At 71.7% G+C, this 21921-nt stretch carries 18 protein-coding genes and 1 tRNA gene; 4 read left to right on the top strand and 15 right to left on the bottom strand.

Annotation, left to right across the window (positions count from 1 at the left end):
* Positions 1-16: 16 nt before the first annotated feature.
* On the bottom strand, positions 17-574 hold the full coding sequence (locus tag CP969_RS15090; RefSeq protein WP_026085158.1) for a hypothetical protein: 558 nt from the start codon (positions 572-574) through the stop codon (positions 17-19).
* A 110-nt stretch (positions 575-684) separates the two neighbouring features.
* Between CP969_RS15090 and CP969_RS15085 the strand changes: the two genes are divergently transcribed.
* Both CP969_RS15085 and CP969_RS15080 read left to right on the top strand, forming a co-directional pair.
* Positions 685-1404: a response regulator transcription factor gene (locus CP969_RS15085; protein ID WP_171817500.1), complete on the top strand. Its 720-nt coding sequence runs from the start codon at positions 685-687 to the stop codon at positions 1402-1404.
* Positions 1401-2810 (top strand): sensor histidine kinase, encoded by a 1410-nt coding sequence (locus CP969_RS15080; RefSeq protein ID WP_150474933.1) that lies wholly within the window; start codon positions 1401-1403, stop codon positions 2808-2810. The genes CP969_RS15085 and CP969_RS15080 overlap by 4 nt, the downstream gene beginning before the upstream one ends.
* Positions 2811-3045: 235 nt before the next feature.
* Here CP969_RS15080 and CP969_RS15075 read toward each other — a convergent pair whose 3' ends face one another.
* The 4 genes from CP969_RS15075 to CP969_RS15060 form a co-directional block, all read right to left on the bottom strand.
* On the bottom strand, positions 3046-4485 hold the full coding sequence (locus CP969_RS15075; protein WP_016826147.1) for a GH1 family beta-glucosidase: 1440 nt from the start codon (positions 4483-4485) through the stop codon (positions 3046-3048).
* Positions 4486-4593: 108 nt separating this feature from the next.
* Positions 4594-5499: a carbohydrate ABC transporter permease gene (locus CP969_RS15070; RefSeq protein WP_026085160.1), complete on the bottom strand. Its 906-nt coding sequence runs from the start codon at positions 5497-5499 to the stop codon at positions 4594-4596.
* Between the two features lie 12 nt (positions 5500-5511).
* The gene (locus tag CP969_RS15065; RefSeq protein WP_026085161.1) at positions 5512-6525 is read right to left on the bottom strand and encodes a carbohydrate ABC transporter permease; all 1014 of its coding nucleotides are present in this window, start codon (positions 6523-6525) and stop codon (positions 5512-5514) included.
* 5 nt (positions 6526-6530) lie between these two features.
* Positions 6531-7886, bottom strand: coding sequence for an ABC transporter substrate-binding protein (locus CP969_RS15060; protein WP_016826150.1), 1356 nt, complete (start codon positions 7884-7886; stop codon positions 6531-6533).
* A 343-nt stretch (positions 7887-8229) separates the two neighbouring features.
* Between CP969_RS15060 and CP969_RS15055 the strand changes: the two genes are divergently transcribed.
* Positions 8230-9285, top strand: coding sequence for a LacI family DNA-binding transcriptional regulator (locus tag CP969_RS15055; RefSeq protein ID WP_004987714.1), 1056 nt, complete (start codon positions 8230-8232; stop codon positions 9283-9285).
* Positions 9286-9414: 129 nt separating this feature from the next.
* Here CP969_RS15055 and CP969_RS15050 read toward each other — a convergent pair.
* The 3 genes from CP969_RS15050 to CP969_RS15040 all read right to left on the bottom strand — a co-directional run bounded on the left by CP969_RS15050 (position 9415) and on the right by CP969_RS15040 (position 11697).
* Positions 9415-9487 (bottom strand) — tRNA-His (locus CP969_RS15050).
* Between the two features lie 128 nt (positions 9488-9615).
* On the bottom strand, positions 9616-10218 hold the full coding sequence (orn, locus tag CP969_RS15045; protein WP_026085162.1) for an oligoribonuclease: 603 nt from the start codon (positions 10216-10218) through the stop codon (positions 9616-9618).
* A gap of 192 nt (positions 10219-10410) precedes the next feature.
* Positions 10411-11697 (bottom strand): GlxA family transcriptional regulator, encoded by a 1287-nt coding sequence (locus tag CP969_RS15040; protein WP_004987717.1) that lies wholly within the window; start codon positions 11695-11697, stop codon positions 10411-10413.
* A gap of 777 nt (positions 11698-12474) precedes the next feature.
* Between CP969_RS15040 and CP969_RS15035 the strand changes: the two genes are divergently transcribed.
* Positions 12475-13002 carry a universal stress protein gene (locus CP969_RS15035; RefSeq protein WP_004987720.1) on the top strand — a complete coding sequence of 176 codons (528 nt, stop codon included), beginning with the start codon at positions 12475-12477 and terminating at the stop codon, positions 13000-13002.
* 113 nt (positions 13003-13115) lie between these two features.
* Here the strand turns inward: CP969_RS15035 and glmS are convergent, their stop codons facing one another.
* The 7 genes from glmS to desA all read right to left on the bottom strand — a co-directional run bounded on the left by glmS (position 13116) and on the right by desA (position 21596).
* The gene (gene glmS, locus CP969_RS15030) at positions 13116-14933 is read right to left on the bottom strand and encodes a glutamine--fructose-6-phosphate transaminase (isomerizing) (RefSeq protein WP_004987722.1); all 1818 of its coding nucleotides are present in this window, start codon (positions 14931-14933) and stop codon (positions 13116-13118) included.
* Between the two features lie 11 nt (positions 14934-14944).
* The gene (locus CP969_RS15025) at positions 14945-15202 is read right to left on the bottom strand and encodes a hypothetical protein (protein ID WP_004987724.1); all 258 of its coding nucleotides are present in this window, start codon (positions 15200-15202) and stop codon (positions 14945-14947) included.
* Between the two features lie 109 nt (positions 15203-15311).
* Positions 15312-16235, bottom strand: a complete 924-nt coding sequence (locus CP969_RS15020) for a DUF4429 domain-containing protein (protein ID WP_016826153.1) — start codon at positions 16233-16235, stop codon at positions 15312-15314.
* Positions 16236-16536: 301 nt separating this feature from the next.
* The gene (locus CP969_RS15015; RefSeq protein ID WP_016826154.1) at positions 16537-18309 is read right to left on the bottom strand and encodes an IucA/IucC family protein; all 1773 of its coding nucleotides are present in this window, start codon (positions 18307-18309) and stop codon (positions 16537-16539) included.
* Positions 18306-18881 (bottom strand): GNAT family N-acetyltransferase, encoded by a 576-nt coding sequence (locus tag CP969_RS15010; RefSeq protein WP_016826155.1) that lies wholly within the window; start codon positions 18879-18881, stop codon positions 18306-18308. The genes CP969_RS15015 and CP969_RS15010 overlap by 4 nt, the downstream gene beginning before the upstream one ends.
* Positions 18878-20170 (bottom strand): lysine N(6)-hydroxylase/L-ornithine N(5)-oxygenase family protein, encoded by a 1293-nt coding sequence (locus tag CP969_RS15005; protein ID WP_016826156.1) that lies wholly within the window; start codon positions 20168-20170, stop codon positions 18878-18880. Before CP969_RS15005 ends, CP969_RS15010 begins: the two co-directional genes overlap by 4 nt.
* A complete protein-coding gene (desA, locus tag CP969_RS15000; protein WP_016826157.1) occupies positions 20154-21596 on the bottom strand; it encodes a lysine decarboxylase DesA in 1443 nt (480 codons plus the stop codon). The genes CP969_RS15005 and desA overlap by 17 nt, the downstream gene beginning before the upstream one ends.
* Positions 21597-21921 lie beyond the last annotated feature (325 nt).

The raw sequence follows: 21921 nt of genomic DNA, 5'->3' as shown, positions 1-21921 counted from the left end.
GCGGCGCCGGTCCCGGTCAGTAGTTCCCGATCTCCACGCGCGGCGGGCCGTCGTGCCAGGTGCAGAAGACCGACACCCGGTCCGCGCCCGAGGCGAACTCCACCCGGATCCACGACTCCGTCTTCCACACCTGCATCGACCAGTCCGCCGCCGGCGTCGCCGACACCAGGGACGCGGAGGTCTCGCCGAGGTCGAAGACCGCCCGCCCGCCGTCGGTGTCGTAACTCCTCACCCGGCCGGGGGCGGTGGTGGCGGGGGCAGGGGCGGGGGAGGAGGCGGGGGAGTGCGTGGGGGTGGTCCGCGAGGGCTCGGGGGCCGGTTCGCCGGCCGTCCCGCTCGGCGTCGGGGACGGCTTCCCCGGGACCTCGGAGGCCGGGGTGTCCGACGGCCGCCGCGTCGAGGACGACACCGGATCCGACTCCCGGGCGGTCGCGTCGGCCGCCGCGACGGGCAGGGCGCGGGGCGGGTCGTAGGCGGTGCCCGCCATCACCGTGTGGACGCCCCACCACGACAGGGTGACCGCCGCGCCCGTGGCGAGCAGCCAGGCCAGCACGTGTACGAGTCCTCTGCGCATCGTCGGCCCATCTTGCCCCACCCGCCCCACCGGTGTCGCGCCCGCGGGGGCGTCCGGAGTTGTCCACAGGCCCGCACGAGGCCCGCCCGGCATGGCGTACGGTGCCGCCCATGGCAAGTGTTCTCGTGGTCGAGGACGACCAGTTCGTCCGCTCGGCGCTGATCCGGCAGCTGACCGACGCCTCGCACACCGTGCGCAGCGTCGGCACGGCGCTGGAGGCGCTGCGCGAGGTCGCCCACTTCCGCTTCGACGTGGTGGTCCTGGACCTCGGACTGCCCGATCTGGACGGGTCCGAGGCCCTGAAGATGCTGCGCGGGATCACGGACGTGCCGGTGATCGTCGCCACCGCCCGGGACGACGAGACGGAGATCGTGCGGCTGCTGAACGCCGGTGCGGACGACTACCTGACCAAGCCCTTCTCGGTGGAACACCTCTCGGCACGGATGGCCGCCGTGCTGCGCCGGGCCCGGTCCGGCGGCGGGGAGAGCGCGCCGTCCCCCGTGCTCCGGGTCGGCGGACTGACCGTCGACCCGCTGCGCCGCCAGGCCGAACTGGACGGCTCGCGGCTCGACCTGACCCGGCGTGAGTTCGACCTGCTCGCCTTCCTGGCCGGGCGGCCCGGCGTGGTGGTGTCCCGCAGGGAACTGCTCGCCGAGGTGTGGCAGCAGTCCTACGGCGACGACCAGACCATCGACGTCCACCTGTCCTGGCTGCGGCGGAAGTTGGGGGAGACCGCCGCCCGGCCCCGCTATCTGCACACCCTGCGGGGCGTCGGCGTGAAGCTGGAGCCGCCCGCCGCCCCCGCGCCCGGAGGGGAGCCGCCGCGATGAGATGGGCGTTGGTGAAGGTGTCGCTGGCGGTGACCGCGATGGTCGTGATCGCGTTCGCGGTACCGCTCGGGCTGGTCATCCGGGAGATGGCCCGCGACCGCGCCTTCTCCAACGCCGAACGGGAGGCGGCGGCCCTCGCCCCCGCGCTGTCCATCACCACCGACCGCGACCAGCTCGAGCGGGTCGTCGCCTCCACCGGCTCCGACACCGCCGTGGCCGTGCACATCCCGGCCGGCGACGGGAGCGAGGCCCTCGAGATAGGACGCCGGCGGACCGCCGCCGAGGACATCGCGGCGGTGCGGGAACTGGGGCGCGCCTCCACCTCCGCGGTCCCCGGCGGCTCGGCCCTGCTCCAGCCGGTCGCGCTCAGCACCGGCGAGATCGCCGTGGTCGAGGTGTTCGTCCCCGAGTCCGAGGTCACCAACGGCGTCGGCACGGCCTGGGCGGTGCTCGCGGCGGTCGGGACCGCGCTGATCCTCGGCTCGGTCGCGGTCGCCGACCGGCTGGGCGTGCGGATGGTGCGGCCCGCCCGGCGGCTGGTGGAGGGGGCGCACGAACTGGGGGAGGGGAAGCTGGGGGCCCGGGTTCCCGAGGAGGGGCCGACCGAACTGCGGCTGGCGGCGGTGGCGTTCAACTCCATGGCCGACCAGGTCGTCCAACTGCTCGCCAACGAGCGGGAGCTGGCCGCCGACCTGTCCCACCGGCTGCGGACGCCGCTGACCGTGCTGCGGCTGAACGCCGCCTCCCTCGGCGACGGTCCGGCCGCCGAGCAGACCCGGGCGGCGGTCGAGCAGCTGGAGCGCGAGGTGGACACCATCATCCGCACCGCCCGGGAGGCCAAGCCGCAGACGGCCGCCGCCGGCCCCGGCGCCGGGTGCGACGCGGCCGAGGTGGTCCGGGAGCGGATGGCGTTCTGGTCGGCGCTCGCCGAGGACGAGGGCCGCAAGTGGCGGGTGGCCGGTGCGGACCGGCCGGTGCGCATCCCCGTGGCCCGCGCCGATCTGGCCGCCGCCCTCGACGCCCTGCTGGGCAACGTCTTCCGGCACACCCCCGAGGGCACCGCCTTCGCGGTCGACGTGCACAACGGCGACGACGCGGTGATCGTGCTCGTCTCCGACGCGGGGCCCGGCATACCCGACCCCGAGGCGGCGATGGCCCGCGGCCGGGGCTCGGGCAGCGACGGCTCGACCGGGCTCGGCCTGGACATCGTGCGCCGGCTCGCGGAGTCGACCGGCGGGGACGTGCGGATCGGCTCGTCGGTGCTCGGCGGGACCGAGGTGCGGATCTGGATCCAGCTCGACGGACGTGAGCGGGCACCCCGGCGGCGCGGGCACCGGGGGACCGTGCGCCGGCGCGGGCCCGGCCGGCTGGTCCCGGCCTTCCACCGCTCCCGCTCGCTGCCTTGAACACGTCCCGCGAACGGGCCCCGGGAGCACCGGCGGCCCTCGGACCGGGAACTTCGTCCGACTTGCGGACCGCCGGCCTGCTGCCGCACCGCGGTCCACCGCCGACGGGGCGAGCGGGTGCCCCGGCCGGTTCCCCGTCCGGCCGGGGCACCCGCGGGTCCGGTGGCAGGTCCGGACCCCGTACGGGGCGCGGCACCCCCCTGCGGCACCGCGCCCCGCCCCCTCCCGGGGAGGGTCAGAAGCGCTCGGGCTCCGGCAGGGTCCCCGACCCGGCCGCCCGCGCGTACCACAGGGCACTGGACTTCGGGATCCGCTGCTGGGTCGCGTAGTCGACGTACACCGCGCCGAAGCGCTTGTCGTAGCCGTACGCCCACTCGAAGTTGTCCAGCAGGGACCACAGGAAGTAGCCGCGCACGTCCGCGCCGTCGGCGATGGCCCGGTGGACCGCCGCGAGGTGGCCGTGCAGGTAGGCGACGCGCTCCGGGTCGTGCACCGTGCCGTCGGCACCGGGCTTGTCGTCGTAGGCCGCGCCGTTCTCGGTGATGTGCAGCGGCAGGCCGGGGGCCTCGCGGGTGTAGCGCATGATCAGCTCGTGCAGCCCCGTCGGGTCGACGGACCAGCCCATCTCGGTCTGCTCGCCCGGCGCCTGGTGGAAGGCGACGTCGTCCGCGGCGGGCCACGGCGAGTGGTCGCTCGCCCCGTGGCCGTCGACGCGCGGGCCCTTCGCGTCCGGGTCCGCCGCCGACACCAGGGTGGGCGTGTAGTAGTTGAGGCCCAGCGCGTCCAGCGGCTGGTGGATCAGGTCCAGGTCGCCGTCCTGGATGCACGACCAGTCGGTGACCGACGAGGTCGCCTCCAGCAGCGTCTCCGGGTAGGCGCCGTGCAGGACCGGGCCGTGGAAGATGCCGCCGGACAGGTCGTCGATCTTGCGCGCCGCCGCCCGGTCCGCCGGGTCGCCGGGCGAGAGGGGCCGCACCACCGAGGTGTTGAGGCTGAGCGCGACCGAGTTGCGGGCCGGCATCACCGAGCGCAGCGCCTTGGTGCCCAGGCCGTGCGCCAGGTTGAGGTGGTGGGCGGCCCGCAGCGCGGCCGCCGGGTCGGTGCGGCCGGGGGCGTGCACCCCGGAGGCGTAGCCCAGGAAGGCGCTGCACCACGGCTCGTTGAGCGTGATCCAGTTCTCCACCCGGTCGCCGAGCGCCTCGCCGACGATCTGCGCGTACTCGGCGAAGCGGTACGCGGTGTCGCGCTCCGGCCAGCCGCCCGCGTCCTCCAGCTCCTGCGGCAGGTCCCAGTGGTAGAGGGTGACGGAGGGCTGGATGCCGCGCGCCAGCAGCTCGTCCACCAGACGGCGGTAGAAGTCGAGGCCGCGCTGCACGGCGGGGCCGCGGCCGGTGGGCTGCACCCGGGGCCAGGAGACGGAGAAGCGGTAGGCGTTCAGGTTCAGCTCCGCCATCAGCGCCACGTCGTCGCGGTAGCGGTGGTAGTGGTCGACAGCGATGTCACCGGTCTCGCCGCCGGCCGTCTTGCCCGGCGTGTGGCTGAAGGTGTCCCAGATGGAAGGGGTACGTCCGTCCTCCCGCACCGCCCCCTCGATCTGGTACGCGGAGGTCGCGGCGCCCCAGAGGAAGGCGGGAGGAAAGGTCGCCGGGGTCGCCGGCGTGGCGGAGTCAGACATGGAAGCGCTCCCATAGCAGGTCGTGGAAGACCGACGGATGACGGAAGGGGGATGAGGGGGGCCGGGACGGCGGTCACCCGGCCCCGAGGGTACGGAGGTGAGTGGGCGTCAGCCCTTGACGGCGCCCTGCATGATGCCGCCCACGATCTGCTTGCCGAAGATCGCGAAGACCAGCAGCAGGGGCAGCGTGCCCAGCAGCGCGCCCGCCATGATCAGGGACTGGTCCGGGGTGTAGCCGCGGCCGAGGGCCGCGACGGCGACCTGCACGGTCGGGTTGCCGTTCTGGGTCAGCACCAGGAACGGCCACAGGAAGTCGTTCCAGGTCTGCACGAACATCAGCATGCCGAGCACGGCCATCGCCGGCCGCGCGGCCGGGAACACCACGTGCCACACCACGCGCCAGCTGCTCGCGCCGTCGACCCGGGCGGCCTCGATGACCTCGTCCGGCAGCGCCTGGAGCAGGTACTGCCGCATGAAGAACACACCGAACGCGCTCACCAGCGACGGGAAGATGACCGCCTGCAGCTGGTCGGTCCAGTCGAGCTTGGCGACCATCATGTACAGCGGGATGATGCTGAGCTGCGGCGGCACCATCATCGTGCCGATGACGATCAGCATCAGCGCGTTGCGGCCCTTGAAGCGCAGCTTGGCGAAGGCGAACCCGGCGATCGTCGACAGCACGACGATGGTCGCCGCCGAGACACCCGCCACGATGGTGGTGTTGAGGAACGCCTCACCGAGGTTGGCGTCCTTCCAGGCGATCTCCAGGTTCTTGAACAGGTTGGAACCGAACCAGAACGGCGGCGGGGTCTGCGCCAGGCGCTGGTTGTCCCGGGAGGCGGCGATCGCGGTCCACACCAGCGGGAACAGCGACACGAGGGTGAACACGATCAGGATCGCGTACGCGATCGGACCGCCGTGCAGCGTTCCGCCGGCCCGTGCCGACTTCGGCAGGCGCGAGCGCTTGGACTCCTTGACGGGCGGGGTCTCGGGGGGCGTCACAGTCGTCGTCACGGCCACCACTCCTTAACTGCTGGCGCGCAGCCGGCGCGAGATGACGTGGTTGATGATGCCGATGACGATCAGGATCAGGAACATCGTCCAGGCGATCGCCGAGGCCCGGCCCAGGTGCTGGTTCACCCAGCCCTGCTCGTACAGGTACAGGCCGAGGGTCTGGAACTGGTGCTCCGCGCCGCCGGACGCGCCCTTGTTGGCGTCGAACAGCAGCGGCTCGCCGAAGACCTGGCTGGCCCCGATCGTGGAGACCACCACGGTGAACAGGATCGTCGGGCGCAGCGAGGGCAGCGTCACGTGGAGGAACTGCTGCCAGCGGCTGGCACCGTCCAGCGCCGCCGACTCGTACAGGTCCTGCGGGATCGCCTGCATCGCGGCCAGGTAGATCAGCGCGTTGTAGCCGGTCCAGCGCCAGATGATGATCGTCGAGACGGCGAACTGCGAGGGCCACTTGTCGCCCTGCCAGTCGACCGGGTCGATCCCGACGAAGTCCAGCGCCCAGTTGATCATGCCGTAGTCGCGCCCGAAGAGCAGCACGAACACCAGGGAGGCGGCGGCGATCGAGGTGGCGTACGGCGCGAGCATCGCGACCCGGTAGAAGGTCGAGGCGCGCAGCTTGTAGTTGAGGATGTGGGCGATGCCCATGGCCATCAGCAGCTGCGGAACGGTCGAGATGATGCCGATGGTCAGGGTGTTCTGCGCCGCGTTCCAGAAGAAGTCGTCGTCGAAGATCCGGGTGTAGTTGCGCAGCCCCACCCAGTTCATGTCGGTCGGGGCGGTCAGCTCCACCTGGTGCAGCGAGGCCCAGCCGGTGTAGATCAGCGGGAACAGGCCGAAGGCGAGGAACAGCAGGAAGAAGGGGGAGACGAACGCGTACGGGCTCCAGCGCACGTCGCGCTGCCAGCGCCGGGACAGCTTGGCCCGGCGTCGTCGTTCCTTGTCCGCGGGCAGGGGGCCCTTGGGCGGACGGCCCGGGGCCGCGCCCCCCTCGACGGGGGACGCGGCGGTGTCGGAGCGGGTGGCCATGCGGGTCACTTGTCCAGGTTGTTGTCGATGGTCTTGGTGGCCGTCTCCCAGGCCTCCTCCGGGGACTTGCCCTTGGTCACCAGGATGACGCCGTTGTCCGTCAGGCCCTGCTGGATGATCTGGTCCTTCGGGCCGATCGGCTGGACGGGGATCTGCTGGGCGGCCTCGGAGAAGATCTCACCGATCGGGGAGTCCCCGGTCATGTCGTTCTTCGCGCCGGTCACCTCGGGGCTGTCGAAGGCGGCCTGGGCGCTCGGGAAGCTGCCCTGCACCTTGAACAGCTTCGCCTGCTGCTCGGGCGCGGTCAGCCAGGCGACCAGCTTCTTGGCCTCCTCGACGTTCTTGCCGCTCTTGGGCACGGTCAGGAAGGAGCCGCCCCAGTTGCCGGACCTGGGCGCCACGGCCACGTCCCACTTGCCGGCGGCGTCCGGCTGCGACTTGCCCTTGATGTAGCCGAGCATCCACGGCGGGCAGGCGATCGCGGCGAACTTGTTGTTGGCGATCGTCTGGTCCCAGGCCGGCTGGAACTGCGTCTGCGCGCCGACCAGGCCCTTCTCGGCGGCCTCCGCGGTCAGGTCGAAGGCCTTCTTGACGGCCGGGTTGCTCTTGTAGGTCACCTCGCCGGAGGAGTTGTAGAACTTCTCCTCCTCACTGCTCAGGATGGCGTTGATCAGACCGCCGGGGGAGTCCAGGAAGGTGGTGCCCTTGGGGCCGTTCTTCTTGTACTGCTCACCGGCATCGACGAACTTGCCCCAGTCGCCGGCCCACAGCTCGGCGACCTTCGCGCGGTCGGTGGGCAGCCCCGCCTTCTCGAACATGTCCTTGCGGTAGCAGATCGCCATCGGGCCGATGTCGGTGCCCAGGCCGACGGTCTGGCCGTCCTTGGTGGTGCCCTGCTGCCACTTCCAGCCCAGCCAGTTGTCCTTCTTCACGCCCGGGGCCTTGGAGAGGTCCTCGAGCTTGCCGGCCTGGGTGGCGACGATCTCGGCGATGTTGCCGACCTCGACGGCCTGGACGTCCTGCAGGCCGCTGTTGGTGGTCAGGTGGTTGAGGAGGGCGGGGTAGTAGTTCTCGTTCCGCTCGATGACGTTCTCAGCGATCTTGATATCGGGGTTCAGCTTCTCGTACTCGGCGTACAGGCCGGCCTCCTTGAAGCCGAAGGTGCCGAACAGGCCCAGCGTGACCGTCGTCCTGCCCTCACCGCCCGACGAGGAGTCGGAGTCGTCTCCGCCGTCGTCGGCGCAGCCGGCCAGCAGCCCGGTGCCCAGCGACACCACGGCCGCGACGGCCAGTGCCTTGCGGACGATGGGCTTCCCCCCGCCCGAGCGCTGCCGAGAGAGGGGGAGGGTACGTGCTCGCATTGCGTCCTCCTGTTGCCCTGACGTGCCGACCCCCCGGCCAACGGCTCTGTTGGGCCCGTGACTTGCTCGCTGCGGCTCGGGCGGGGAACGTGCGGGTTGTGTATGTGTCAGGTACTGTGGGAGCGCTCCCACAAGTGATGTGTTGAAGAGTCCCGGGTCCGGGCGGGGGTGTCAAGGGAGCAGACACGGCAAAGTGCGTTCAGTTATCGGGCTGTTAACTGGACGCCCCCGGGCCGCCCCCGGAAGCCTGGGGTCCGTGTGCCGCCCTCCCGGCGGCGGTCACGAGCGGCCACGAGGCTGTTAGATTCCAGGCCAGCGTGACACACGAGGGAAGGCGGGGCCGATGGCGAGCCACGGAGTGCGGGGCCGGAGCGGCGGCCGGCCCACCCTTGAAGAGGTGGCGGCGCGCGCGGGCGTGGGCCGCGGCACGGTCTCCCGGGTGATCAACGGCTCACCCCGGGTGAGCGACGCCACCCGGGCCGCCGTGGAGGCCGCGGTCGCGGAGCTCGGCTACGTCCCGAACACCGCCGCCCGCGCCCTGGCCGCCAACCGCACGGACGCCATCGCCCTGGTCGTCCCCGAGCCGGAGACCCGGTTCTTCGCCGAGCCGTACTTCTCGGACATGCTCCGGGGCGTCGGGGCCGCGCTGTCCGACACCGAGATGCAGCTGCTGCTGATCTTCGCGGGCAGCGACCGGGAGCGGCAGCGGCTCGCCCAGTACCTGGCCGCCCACCGCGTGGACGGGGTGCTGCTGGTCTCGGTGCACGCCGACGACCCGCTGCCCGACATGCTGTCCCAGCTGGAGATCCCGGCGGTGATCAGCGGTCCCCGGTCGGCCGCGGAGACGCTCACCTCGGTGGACTCGGACAACTACGGCGGTGCCCGCCAGGCCGTCGAGCACCTGATCGGCCGGGGCCGCCGCACCATCGCCCACATCACCGGCCGCCTCGACGTGTACGGCGCCCAGCGGCGCGTCGACGGCTACCGGGACGCCCTGCGGGAGGCGGGCCACGAGGTGGACGAGCTGCTGATCGAGCCCGGCGACTTCTCCGAGGGCGAGGGCCGGCGCGCGATGGAGGCCCTGCTGGAGCGCCGCCCCGACCTGGACGCGGTCTTCGCCGCCTCGGACGTCACCGCGGCCGGTGCCCGCCACGCCCTGCGCGAGGCGGGCCGCCGCATCCCGGACGACGTGGCCCTGGTCGGGTACGACGACTCCGCCATCGCCCGGCACATGGACCCGCCGCTGACCAGCGTGCGCCAGCCCATAGAGGAGATGGGCCGCAGGATGATCGACCTGCTGCTCGCCGAGGTCGCCGACCGCCGCCCGCCCGCCTCCCGGGAACTGGGCCGGAGCCAGGTGGTGCTGGCCACGGAACTGGTGGAGCGGGCCTCGTCCTGAGGTCCCGGGGCTCCGGGTCCCGAGATCCCGGGGCTCCGGCGAGCCCCGGGGCCCGCCCGGATCCGTCGGACGGCCCGGAAACGTGTTCAGCCGGTGACCTCGATACGAGATCACCGGCTGAACGGTGAGGGTGAGTGACGGGACTCGAACCCGCGACATCCTGGACCACAACCAGGTGCTCTACCATCTGAGCTACACCCACCACGGCCCGGTCGATCGGGAGGAGTTCCTTCCCCGACCGGCCGAGAAAAAGTGTACAGGGTCCGAAGGGGTGCTCGTGCACGGCTTCGCGCGGCGCCCCCGATCTTCCCCTGATCTCCCCCGATCCGCCTACTGGGCAGGCACGACGTGCTTCGCGGCGATCTTCTTCGCGGTGTCGGAGTCGGGCCCCGGCTGCGGGACGAAGACGGCCTCCCGGTAGTAGCGCAGCTCCGCGATGGACTCGCGGATGTCGGCGAGGGCGCGGTGGTTGCCGTTCTTCTCGGGACTGTTGAAGTACGCCTTCGGGTACCAGCGGCGGGCCAGCTCCTTGACGCTGGACACGTCCACGATGCGGTAGTGCAGGTAGTCCTCCAGCGTCGGCATGTCCCGCAGCAGGAAGCCGCGGTCCGTGCCGACGGAGTTGCCGCACAGGGGAGCCTTGCCGGGCTCCTTGACGTGCTCTTGCACATAGGCGAGGACCTGCTGCTCGGCGTCCTCGAGCGTCGTGCCGTCCGGCAGCTCGGCGAGCAGCCCGGACGCGGTGTGCATCTGACGCACCACCTCCGGCATCGTCTCCAGGGCCCGCTCCGGCGGGCGGATGACGATGTCCACGCCCTCACCGAGGACGTTCAGCTCGGAGTCGGTGACGAGGGCGGCCACCTCGATGAGCGCGTCGTCCGACAGCGAGAGGCCGGTCATCTCGCAGTCGATCCACACCATGCGATCGTTCATGTGTCTCACCTTACGGCGCACCGGGGCGGATCGAACCGGGTGGTGAGGCGCCCGGCGGCGGTGGTGCCCGGGCGCGGCGGGAGCGGTTTCACGGGCCGGTGGACACGAGCGGTCCGCGCGGTGTCCCGCGGACGGACGGGGCCGGAGGCCGGTGCCTCCGGCCCCGTCCGGTGTGCGCCGGTGCCGTCTACGTCACGGCGCGCTGCGCTGTCCCGGGACGCCGGCCCGCGTCGGGACGTAGGCCTCGCGGCCGGAGTCCGCCGGGGAGGCGGAGGCCGTCAGGGACGGGCCCAGGGAGCTCGCCGCCGCGGTGCGGCGGGACTGGTGCGGCAGGGGCTGCTCCGGGTGCAGGGCGGCGGACTGCCCCGGATGACCGGGCAGTCCCGGATGCCCCTGCTGGCCGGACGGGACGCCTCCCGGGGCGTTCGCGGTGCCGTCGGTGTCCTGGTTCCGGTCGGCCTGCGGGCGCCGCGCGCGGTACGCGGCCCGGTAGGCGGCCGGGGACGAGCCGAGCTGGCGCCGGAAGTGGCCGCGCAGGGCGACCGGCGAGCGGAAGCCGCAGCGGCCGGCGACCTCGTCCACCGAGTAGTCCGACGTCTCCAGCAGACGCTGCGCCTGCAGCACCCGCTGGGTGATCAGCCACTGCAGCGGCGCGCTGCCGGTCAGCGAGCGGAACCGGCGGTCGAACGTACGGCGGCTCATGTACGCGCGGGCCGCCAGCGTCTCCACGTCGAACTGCTCGTGGAGGTGCTCCAGCGCCCAGGCGACGACCTCGGCGAGCGGGTCGGCGCCGATCTCCTCCGGTAAAGACCGGTCGAGGTAGCGCTCCTGGCCGCCGCTGCGGCGCGGTGGGACGACCAGGCGCCGGGCGAGTGCCCCGGCCGCCTCGTGGCCGTGGTCCGTGCGCACGATGTGCAGGCACAGATCGATTCCGGCCGCCGTGCCCGCGGAGGTCAGCACGTCACCGTCGTCCACGAACAGCTCCCGTGGATCGACGTGCACCGACGGATAGCGCTTGGCCAGCGTCGGCGCGTACATCCAGTGGGTGGTCGCGGGCCGGCCGTCCAGCAGGCCCGCCGCCGCGAGGACGAAGGCGCCGGTGCACAGCCCGACGATGCGGGCACCCTCCTCATGGGCCCGGCGCAGCGCGTCGAGCGCCTCCTGGGGCGGTGGTGAGGTGATCGAGCGCCAGGCCGGCACCACGACGGTGCCCGCCCTCGCTATCGCCTCCAGCCCGTGTGGTGCGGTGAGTTCCAGGCCCCCCGTGGTCCGCAGCGGGCCTTCTTCGCCGCCGCACACCAGCAGGCGGTAGCGCGGCACGCCGGCGTCCTGGCGGTCAACCCCGAACACCGACAGCGGTATGGAACTCTCGAAAATGGGGCCGCCGCTGAACAGCAGCACCGCGACGATCTCCTTGCGGCGTCGCCCGGCGAGTTTCCGGGCCGCGATGTCCGGCGCGGCAGTGGAGTCGTGGCTCATCCTGCTAAGCCCCCCTCGGTGGTCGCGGCTCCTCGGTTGTGTCGCTCCTGCACGTTTCCCCTCGGTCCTGCACGAGTCCCCCGCCGTAAGACAGTCAAGATCGAATCTACTGCGTCCCGCCGTGCCCCGGTGGCCAGTTCGGCATCCGGCACATTGTCGACTTGGCAACTTGGCGTGAAGCATTCGATCACGAAGCGTTGCACTCGCGGGCCGTGCAGGGAAGTGCGCCTCGTCGCAGTGGCCAATCCCCATAGGGTGCACGGGACCCCCGTGACCCTTTCCGTGCAGGTCGAACGGGGGTTGGGGGGTGGTTACGGCAGGAGATGCACGAGGAGCAGAAGTTGGCTGAAAAGATACGGGGGCGTGCACGGAAACCGGTCAGCCGACCGGTGCGCCCCCGCTCCGTCCGGTGGCACCCGGTGTCGCCCGGGAAGGGGGGCCGGACCCGGACGCGGTCCGCTTCCCCGCGGTGCGGGTCACGGTCCGCCGCGCGGCCGGCCCGCCGGAGCCCGGGCGTCCGGGGCGGGCGGCCCGCGGCGCCCCACTCTCGCGGCCGGGCGGGCCCCGCGCAAACCGCCTGTACGGCGCAGCGACCATTGCGTTACGGGCGCCTCCTCGTGCATGCTCCGGGGGGCCCGTCGGCCGATGCGCGCGGGATCTGGGCTCAGGAGGCGTGCCGCCGTACCCTTGGGGGTATGGGGTTGGGAAGATGATTCCCGGACACAGCTCCGCCGCACACTGTCGTCCCCATCAAAGGATCACCACTCCGAGACAGCCATGGCCGGTCACGAATTCTTCGAACCCGCGGACCGCAAGCGGCCGGTCGCCGATCCCACGGCGGCCGATCCCAGGGCGGCGGAGGAGTCGCGCCACGCGTGCGATCCCGCGTTCCGGCACGGTGTGGTCGTCGGCTTCGACGGCTCGACCTCCAGCGAGCGGGCCCTCGCCTACGCGATCGGCATGGCGCAGCGGCTCGGCTCGGGCCTGATCATCGTCCATGTCGCCAACCGGTTGCCCACCACGGTGTGGGCGGGCTGCGAGCCCCCGGTCTTCGTGGACGTCCCGGACCACCGCACCGAGGTCCTCGGCCTCGAACTCGCCTGCGCGGACCACCTCACCGAGGTGCCCTGGATCCTGGTCGAGCGCGGGGGCGACATCTGCCACGAACTCGAGGAAGTGGGCCGGGAGTACGAGGCCGACGCGATCGTGGTCGGCTCCACCCACGGCATCGCGGGCCGGATCTTCGGCTCGGTGGCCGGCCGGCTCGCCAAGCGGGCGAAGCGGCCGGTGGTCGTCGTCCCGTGAGTCGCTGACGGACCCCCGCGTGCGGGAGCGCGCCGCGCGGGGGTCCGTTCCGTCGTTCCGCCCCTGTGGGCACGGGGGGCGTTCACGCGGTTCCCCGCGCCCCCCTGGGGGTGCTACTCCACCGTCACCGACTTGGCGAGGTTGCGCGGCTTGTCGATGTCCCGGCCCAGGGCCAGCGCCGTGTGGTAGGCGAGGAGTTGGAGCGGGATGCCCATGAGGATCGGGTCCAGCTCGTTCTCGTTCTTCGGGACGACGACGGTGTGGTCGGCCTTCTCCTGCTCCCGGTGGGCCACGGCGAGGATCCGGCCGCTGCGGGCCTTGATCTCCTCCAGCGCGGCGCGGTTCTTCTCCAGCAGGTCGTCGTCGGGCACGATCGCGACCGTGGGCAGCGCGGGCTCGATCAGGGCCAGCGGGCCGTGCTTGAGCTCGGAGGCCGGATAGGCCTCGGCGTGGATGTAGGAGACCTCCTTGAGCTTCAGGGAGGCCTCGCGGGCCACCGGGTAGCCCCGCACGCGGCCGATGAAGAGCATCGAGCGGGCCTCGGCGTACTGCAGGGCCAGCTTCTTGACGTCCTCCTCCTGCTCCAGGATCTCGGCGATCTGCCCCGGCAGTCGGCGCAGCCCCTCGATGATCCGCTTGCCGTCGCTCACGGACAGGTCGCGGGTGCGGCCCAGGTGCAGGGCGAGCAGGGCGAAGGCGACCGTGGTGTTGGTGAAGCACTTGGTGGACACCACGCACACCTCGGGACCGGCGTGCACGTAGATGCCGCCGTCCGCCTCGCGGGCGATCGCGGAGCCGACGACGTTCACCACGCCCAGCACCCGGGCGCCCTTGCGCTTCAGCTCCTGCACGGCCGCCAGCACGTCGTAGGTCTCACCGGACTGGGAGACCGCGACGTACAGGGTGTCGGGGTCGACGACCGCGTTGCGGTAGCGGAACTCGGAGGCCGGCTCGGCGTCGGCGGGGATGCGGGCCAGCTCCTCGATCATCTGCGCGCCGATCATGCCGGCGTGGTACGAGGTGCCGCAGCCGAGGATCTTCACGCGGCGGATCCGGCGCGCCTCGCGGGCGTCCAGGTTCAGGCCGCCCAGGCGCACGGTGGAGAAGCGGTCGTCGATCCGGCCGCGCAGCACGCGGTCCACGGCCTCGGCCTGCTCGTGGATCTCCTTGTGCATGTAGGTGTCGTGGCCACCCATGTCGTAGGAGGCCGCCTCCCACTCCACGGTGGTCGGCTCGGCGGTGGTCCGGGTGCCCTCGGTGGTGTACGTGCGGAAGTCGTCGGCCTTGAGGGTGGCCATCTCGCCGTCGTCGAGGGTGACGATCTGCCGGGTGTGGGCGACCAGGGCGGCTATGTCGGAGGCGACGAACATCTCCTTCTCGCCGATGCCGAGCACGACGGGCGAGCCGTTGCGGGCCACCACGATGCGGTCCGGGAAGTCGGCGTGCAGCACGGCGATGCCGTAGGTGCCCTCGATGAGGCGCACGGTCTCGCGGACCTTGTCCTCCAGCTTCTCGGCCCCCGAGCGGGCGATCAGGTGGGTGAGGACCTCGGTGTCCGTCTCGGAGAGGAACTCGACCCCGTCCGCCTCCAGCTTGCGGCGCAGGTCGGAGGCGTTGTCGATGATGCCGTTGTGGACGACGGCGACCTTGCCCTCGGCGTCCAGGTGCGGGTGGGCGTTCACGTCGGACGGGGCGCCGTGGGTGGCCCAGCGGGTGTGGGCGATGCCGGTGGTGCCCTTGAAGCGCGCGGGGACCTTGGCCTCCAGGTCGCGCACCCGGCCCTTGGCCTTGACCGTCTTCAGGCCGGTCGCCTTCGGGGAGGTGACGGCGACGCCCGCCGAGTCGTAGCCGCGGTACTCCAGGCGCTGCAGGCCCTCGAGCAGCAGGGGAGCGGCCTCACGCCTGCCGATGTATCCGACGATTCCGCACATATGGGTAGTTCCTAGCCGTAGACGATGCGGCGCAGCTGCCGGAGCGAGAGCTCGGGCGGGGCCACCGCGCGGTATTTGAGGTCCGCCTCGATCCGTTCGAAGATCGTCGCGTTCACCAGACCCTGGGCCTGCAGCTCGCGGTGGCGGCGACGGACGTACTCCTCGGTCGTCTCGTCGAAGTAGGCGAGCACGTCCTGGACCACGCGCAGCGCCTCGCCCCGGCTGAGGGGGGTGGACCGCGTCAGATGATCAACAAGTTCGTCGTGCACCCGATGATCCTGAGGTACCGGAGTCGGTTTCGCAAGAAACGTGCCCGATTTCGGGCAGGAAAATGTCTCTCGGGGGCTGCCGCGATGTCCCGAGGCCCGGGGTGGGCCGCTACATGCGCTTGAGGACCGCCTGCTTGGCCAGGGCGAACTCCTCGTCCGTCAGCACCCCGGAGCGGTGCAGCTCGCCCAGTTCCCGCAGCCGGCGCAGCAGGGCGTCGTGATCGTGCTCGGCGGCGGGGGCGGGAGCGGGGGTGGGAACGAGGGCGGGAGTCGCGGCGGGCGCGCTCGCGGTCCCGGGCGCCGCGGGCCGTTCGTCCTCGGCGGCGTCCCGGGCGGCCGGGTGGGGCAGGCGGGCCTGGACGGCGGCGGCGACGAGCGCCATCAGCGGGTCCTTCTTGAAGCCCCACAGCTCCACCGCGTTGGGGTCGTACTTGGCCGGGGCCTTGGTGGGGGCGTTCCGCACGAGGAAGCGGAGGTGGCCGTTCTCCAGCCCGGCCGACGGCTGCCACTCCACGGCGGCTATGTCGGCCAGTGCGAGCGTGCGGGTGCCGGCGGCGGACTTGGCCTCCTCCGTCTTCCAGTTCCACTCCAGGCGGACGCGCTCGCCGTCGAAGCTCGCCGTGCCGTCCCCGGCGGACACCGACAGCGGCACGGACGGGCCGGGCAGCAGGTACTCGGCGACCGGGGTGGAGGGGACCTGCTCCAGCAGCAGGGCGCTGCGGACCTCCTCCGCGACGTACTCGGCGACCCCGTAGCGGTCGGACTCGACGATCAGCTGGTAGGGGTCGTGCGGCTCGGTGAGCCGGCCGCGGGCCACGTGCAGCAGCGGGTCGGCGCCGTCGCGCAGCCGCAGCCTCAGCCGCCCCGCCTTCTTGCCCTGCTCGAACGAGATCCCCGCCAACGCCCGCAGGGGCACCACCAGTTCACCCAGGGTCCTGCGCAGCAGGCCGACGTTCTTGTCCCGCCCGGGGGTCAGTCGCAGGGCCTCTCCGTCGAAGACCCAGGTGCCGTCCTTCTGGATGATTTCCGCCATGGGGGGATTGTTTCACCGGTTCCGCGGGACAGTGGCCTAGACCTTTTTCGGTCTCCCTTGCGGACGGCTGCCGGGCGTGGCCCGAGTTGGGCCGGTCCCCCCGCGGCCGCGCACGACCGGGAGGGCCACCGGGTGCGGCCCGCGGCGCGGGGGCCGCGCCGGAACGTGCGGGACGCGCCGGGGATCGGGTGCCCCAGGTCCCCGCAGGTGCCCGGGCCGTCCCGGGGACGGAACGAGGGGGCGGAAACGGCGGGCGGGCACCCCGGAGGACCGTACTCCGGGGTGCCCGCCCGTTCGTGGGTCAGAACCCCGCGAGGGGGTTGCGCAGGGTGCCGACCAGCTGGAGCGCGCCGGACGGGTCCGCGAGGTCCACCATCTGCCGGTTGTTGCGCAGTTGGAGCCGGTTGAGGCAGGACAGCGCGAACTCGGGGGCGAACATGTCGTACCGGGCGAACTTGTCGGCGAGTTCGGGCACCGACGCCTGGTACTCGCGGGTGACCTCCGCGACCGTGCGCCAGAAGCCGTCCTCGTCCAGGATCCCCTCGGTGGCGAGGTTCGCGGCCAGGAAGCGGAAGAAGCAGTCGAAGACGTCCGTGAAGATCGACAGCAGCTTCTGGTCGTCGGGGACCTCCACGCGGATCCGGGAGACCTCCGGCGGCAGCACCGCGTCCGGGTCCATCACCGCGATCTCCTCGGCGATGTCCTTGTAGACGGCCCGCCGCACCACCCCGTCCCCGAGGACCAGGATGACGTTCTCGCCGTGCGGCATGTACGCCAGGTCGTAGGCGTAGAAGCTGTGCAGCAGCGGGGTGTAGTAGGCGCGCAGGTAGTGCCGCAGCCACTCGGCCGGCGCCAGCCCCGACCGCTCGATCAGCGCGCCCGCGACGGACTTCCCCTCGTGGTCGACGTGGACCAGCGACGCCATGGTGGCCAGGGTCTCGCCGTCCTCCAGCGAGGGCACCGGGCTCTCCCGCCACAGCGCCGCCAGCATCTTCCGGTACGGCGAGTGGCGGTCGGTCGCCCGCTCGTACTCCAGGTGCCGGTAGCCGACCGCCGCCCGCTCCCGGATGATCGACAGGCCCGTCGCCCGCAGCACCGGGTCGCTCTCGATCAGCCGGGCCAGCCAGTCGTTGATCGCCGGGGTCGCCTCCATGTAGGCGGCCGACAGCCCGCGCATGAAGCCCATGTTGAGGACGGACAGGGCCGTCTTCACGTAGTGCTTCTCGGGGTGGGTGGTGTTGAAGAAGGTCCGGATGGACTGCTGCGCCAGGTACGCGTCGTCGCCCTCGCCCAGGCAGACCAGGTGCCTGCGCGCGACCTCGGCGGCGAAGGTGACGGAGAGCTTGTTCCACCACTGCCAGGGGTGGACGGGGACGAGGAGGTAGTCGGCGGGGTCGAGGCCCTGCTCGCGCAGGACGCCGTGGAACCGCTCGACGGTCTCCCCGCCCAGCTCGTCCCGGAGGAACGACTCGTACTCGACGCCGGCGCCGGCCGTGAACACGGCCCGCGAGCGGTGCGCGGCCAGCCACACCAGCTTCACGGGGTGCGCCGTCTCCGGCGCGTACGCCAGGTACTCGTGGACGCCGAAGCCGAGCCGCCCGTTGTTGGCGACGAAGCAGGGGTGGCCCTCGGTCATGCCGGTCTCGACGGCCTGGAAGTCGCTCCGGGCCAGCTCGGCGGAGGTGACCGGCGGCTTGGTGAGCTTGTAGCAGGTGCCGGAGAGGGTGGAGGAGACCTCCTCCAGGTACACCGGCAGGATCTCCTCGCTCAGCCCCAGCGACTTCTGCAGCTCGATGAAGAAGTCCAGTGCGGCGAGCGGGAGTTCGCCCTCCCCGCGGTGGCGGACGATGGAGTCGGCGTCCACCTGCCAGTGGTCCAGGGCCCGGCGCACGGCGGTGAAGCGGTACTCGGTCAGGCCGTCGTCGCTGCGCACGGCGTAGCGGCCCCGGCCCGTCTCCTCGGGGGTGATCAGCCGCTCGTGCGCGAACTCGGCGAGCGCCTTGCGGATCAGCAGGCGGTTGGCCCGCTCCCAGTGCTCGGGGGTCAGGTGGGAGACGGCGTCGGCCGGGTTCATGCGTCCACCCCCGTGGCCGCGGTGAACCGTTCACGGGTGCAGAAGCTCAGCAAGGCCCTCTTCTCCGGCTTCTCCACCTCGCGCACGGGGACGAAGCCCACGGCCTCGTTCAGGGCGTGCACCGCCTTGTTGGACACGTCCGGCTCCACGACGACGCGCCGGGTCGCCGGGTCGGCGAACAGGTGCGCCATCACGGCGGTGATGACGGACCGGGTGAAGCCGTGCAGCGGGGTGTCGGTGGGCGCGACCAGGAAGTGCATGCCGACGTCCCCGGGCTCCGGCTCGTACAGGCCGACCAGCTCGCGGTGGGCGGGGTCGTACGTCTCCATCAGGAAGGCGGGCCGGCCGTCGTGCAGGCCCAGGTGGGCGTGGTGGTGCTCGTCGGCGGCGATCCTCATGTACTCGCGCTCGACGTCCTGGAGCTTCGCGTCCTGCATCATCCAGAAAGCGGCCTTGGGGTGGGTGACCCAGCGGTGCAGCAGCTCGGCGTCCCGCAGCGGGTCGAGCGGCCGGACGGTGAAGGTGCCGAGCTCGTTCTTGAAGCCGGTGAAGCCGGTGTCGTCGGTGCTCATACGGCGAACTCCTGGAACGCGATGGACTTCTCGACGGGGTAGTACTCGGTGCCGAGCATTTCGCGGATGATGCAGCTGTTGCGGTACGGGCCCATGCCCAGGTCGGGGCTGGTGACGCTGTGCGTGTGGACACCGGCGTTCTGCAGGAAGACGCCCCGCCCGGTCACGTCGACGGCGTAGTCACGGGTCACGTCGAAACGGCCGTGCCCGTCGAAGCGGAGCCGGTCGCGGATCGGGTCGAGGAAGTCCGGCGGCTCGTAGTGGTAGCCGGTGGCCAGCACCAGGCCCTCGGTGCGGAGCTCGAAGTCCTTGCCCTGCTCGTCCTGGTGGAAGCCGAGCGTGTAGCCGCCGTCCTCGTACCGCGCGGAGGTCAGCGAGGAGTTGGTGATCAGCCGGGTGGGGACCGGCCGGTCGCCGCTCTCGACGTTCTTCTGGTACAGCAGGTCGAAGATCGCGTCGATCAGTTCCGAGTTGATGCCCTTGAACAGGCCCTTCTGCTGCTTCTCCAGCCGGTAGCGGGTCTCCTCGGGCAGCGCGCGGAAGTAGTCGATGTAGTCCGGGGAGGTCATCTCCAGGGTCAGCTTGGTGTACTCCAGCGGGAAGAACCGCGGGGAGCGGGTGACCCAGTTGAGCTGGTAGCCGTGCGCGTCGATCCCGGAGAGCAGCTCGTGGTAGATCTCGGCGGCGCTCTGCCCGCTGCCGACGACCGTGATCGACTTCTTCCCGCGCAGTTCCGCCTTGCGGTGCATGTACTGCGCGGTGTGGAAGGCGTCGCCCTCCAGGCCGCGGCAGGCCTCGGGGACGAACGGCACGGTGCCGGTGCCGAGGACCAGGTGCCGGGCGCGGTAGGTCTCCCCGGCCTCCGTCCGCACGGCGTACAGCTCGGCGGCCTCGTCGTACGTCACCTCGGTGACCGTCGTGCCGAAGCGGATGCAGGAGAGCTGCCCGGCCGCCCAGCGGCAGTAGTCGTCGTACTCCAGGCGCAGCGGGTAGAAGTTCTCGCGGATGTAGAACGAGTAGAGCCGGCCCTTCTCCTTCAGGTAGTTGAGGAAGGAGTACGGGGACGTCGGGTCGGCGAGGGTGACCAGGTCCGACATGAACGGCGTCTGCAGGTGGGCGCCGTCGAGGAACATCCCGGCGTGCCACTCGAAGTCCGGCTTGGACTCCAGGAAGACGCCGTTGAGCTCGTCGATGGGCTCGGTCAGGCAGGCGAGGCCGAGGTTGAAGGGGCCCAGTCCGATGCCGACGAAGTCGTGGGTGGTTTCCGGGGCTTCAGGAAGCGCGGTCAAGGGACTCTCCCAGGTACTGCTCGGCGTGGCCGGCGATCAGGTCGAGGACGGCGGTGATGTCGGCCGTCGTGGTCTCGGGGTTGAGCAGGGTGAACTTCAGGTAGTGGCGCCCGGCGACCTTGGTGCCCGCGACCACCGCGTCGCCGGAGGCGAACAGGGCCTTGCGGGCGTAGAGGTTGGCCCGGTCGATCTCGGCGGGGTCGGTGACCGCCGCCGGGACGTAGCGGAAGACGAGCGTGGACAGCGAGGGCTCGACGACCACGTCGAAGCGCGGGTCGGCGGCGAGCAGTTTCCAGCCCTCGGCGGCCAGGTCGCACACCTCGTCGAAGAGCCGGCCGATGCCGTCGGCGCCCATCACGCGCAGCGTCATCCACAGCTTGAGCGCGTCGAACCGGCGGGTGGTCTGCAGGGACTTGTCGACCTGGTTGGGGATGCGCTCGGTCACCATGCGGCGCGGGTTGAGGTACTCCGCGTGGTAGGTGGCGTGCCGCAGCGTGGCCGCGTCGCGGACCAGCACGGCGGACGAACTGACCGGCTGGAAGAAGGACTTGTGGTAGTCGACGGTGACGGAGTCGGCGCGCTCGATGCCGTCGACGCGGTCCCGGTACTTCAGCGAGGCGAGCAGGCCGCAGCCGTAGGCGGCGTCCACGTGCATCCAGACGCCGTACTGCGCGCACAGCTCGGCGATCTCGGGCAGCGGGTCGATGGAGCCGAAGTCGGTGGTGCCGGCGGTGGCGACGACGGCCATGGGGACCAGGCCCGCCTCGACGCAGCGCGCCAACTCGTGGGCGAGGGCGACCGTCTGGAGCCGCTTGTCGTGGTCGACGGGGATCGGCACCACGGCGTCCGGCCCGAGACCCAGCAGTTTCGCGGACTTCTGCACGCTGAAGTGGCCGGCCTCGGAGGCGAAGAGGCGCAGTTTCGCGAGGTCCTCGCTCTTGGCCTCCTCCCGCGCCAGCAGCAGCGCCTGGAGGTTGGACTGGGTGCCGCCGGAGGTGAACACGCCGTCGGCACCCGGGCCGAGGCCGATGCGCCGGGCGGTCCAGTCGATGAGCTTGCGTTCGATGAGGGTGCCGCCGGCCGACTGGTCCCAGGTGTCCAGGGAGGAGTTGACGGCGGAGAGCACGGCCTCGCCGAGCAGGGCCGGGATGACGACCGGGCAGTTGAGGTGGGCGAGGTAGCGGGGGTGGTGGAAGTAGACCGCGTCCCGGAGGTAGACCTCCTCCAACTCGTCCAGCACCGCGGTGGTGTCGTACAGCGGCCGGTCGAGGTCGATCTGCTCGATGCGGGGGGAGAGTGCGTCGACCGCGACGCCGGTGAACGGCCGGTCGGTGGTGGCGACTTTGGCGGCCACCCGCTCGACTCCTTCGGTCACGGAGCGGCGGTAATGCTCCGTGGTGGTGTCGTTGAGCAGGTGCGAGCGCATGTGGGGGTCCTCCCGGTGGGGACGGTCCGGTGCGGGGCAGGGAGCGGGCCGGGCCGCGGAGCGGTCTGCGACCTCGGTTAGGTTAGCCTAACCTCCATGACTCGGTACCCTGTTGGCCCCGATCGTGACCGCGATCACTCCGGAGCCGGGTGGGGTGGCTCAACTCCCGTCGTAATCAGCCCAGTTGGCGCGTCCTCTCCTCGGTCGTCCCGCGGCGCCGGCAGCCCGCGGGCGTCACGCGAGGGCGACCGGTCCCACACTCCTCACGAGGGCGCGCGGCAGCCGGGCCCGCCCGCGGGCCGCACGTACGGTCGTACGGCCCGCG

The organism is Streptomyces viridosporus T7A (assembly GCF_008704515.1).
Classification (GTDB): Bacteria; Actinomycetota; Actinomycetes; order Streptomycetales; family Streptomycetaceae; genus Streptomyces; species Streptomyces viridosporus.
Note: the sequence above shows the minus strand (reverse complement) of the source record. Positions and strands in the feature narration are given on the sequence as shown.

Bases quoted from the DNA above. Each gene is read 5' to 3' on its own strand.
- CP969_RS15090 (WP_026085158.1), bottom strand. From the start codon at position 574: ATGCGCAGAGGACTCGTACACGTGCTGGCCTGGCTGCTCGCCACGGGC.
- CP969_RS15085 (WP_171817500.1), top strand. From the start codon at position 685: ATGGCAAGTGTTCTCGTGGTCGAGGACGACCAGTTCGTCCGCTCGGCG.
- CP969_RS15080 (WP_150474933.1), top strand. From the start codon at position 1,401: ATGAGATGGGCGTTGGTGAAGGTGTCGCTGGCGGTGACCGCGATGGTC.
- CP969_RS15075 (WP_016826147.1), bottom strand. From the start codon at position 4,485: ATGTCTGACTCCGCCACGCCGGCGACCCCGGCGACCTTTCCTCCCGCC.
- CP969_RS15065 (WP_026085161.1), bottom strand. From the start codon at position 6,525: ATGGCCACCCGCTCCGACACCGCCGCGTCCCCCGTCGAGGGGGGCGCG.
- CP969_RS15060 (WP_016826150.1), bottom strand. From the start codon at position 7,886: ATGCGAGCACGTACCCTCCCCCTCTCTCGGCAGCGCTCGGGCGGGGGG.
- CP969_RS15055 (WP_004987714.1), top strand. From the start codon at position 8,230: ATGGCGAGCCACGGAGTGCGGGGCCGGAGCGGCGGCCGGCCCACCCTT.
- orn (WP_026085162.1), bottom strand. From the start codon at position 10,218: ATGAACGATCGCATGGTGTGGATCGACTGCGAGATGACCGGCCTCTCG.
- CP969_RS15040 (WP_004987717.1), bottom strand. From the start codon at position 11,697: ATGAGCCACGACTCCACTGCCGCGCCGGACATCGCGGCCCGGAAACTC.
- CP969_RS15035 (WP_004987720.1), top strand. From the start codon at position 12,475: ATGGCCGGTCACGAATTCTTCGAACCCGCGGACCGCAAGCGGCCGGTC.
- glmS (WP_004987722.1), bottom strand. From the start codon at position 14,933: ATGTGCGGAATCGTCGGATACATCGGCAGGCGTGAGGCCGCTCCCCTG.
- CP969_RS15020 (WP_016826153.1), bottom strand. From the start codon at position 16,235: ATGGCGGAAATCATCCAGAAGGACGGCACCTGGGTCTTCGACGGAGAG.
- CP969_RS15015 (WP_016826154.1), bottom strand. From the start codon at position 18,309: ATGAACCCGGCCGACGCCGTCTCCCACCTGACCCCCGAGCACTGGGAG.
- CP969_RS15010 (WP_016826155.1), bottom strand. From the start codon at position 18,881: ATGAGCACCGACGACACCGGCTTCACCGGCTTCAAGAACGAGCTCGGC.
- desA (WP_016826157.1), bottom strand. From the start codon at position 21,596: ATGCGCTCGCACCTGCTCAACGACACCACCACGGAGCATTACCGCCGC.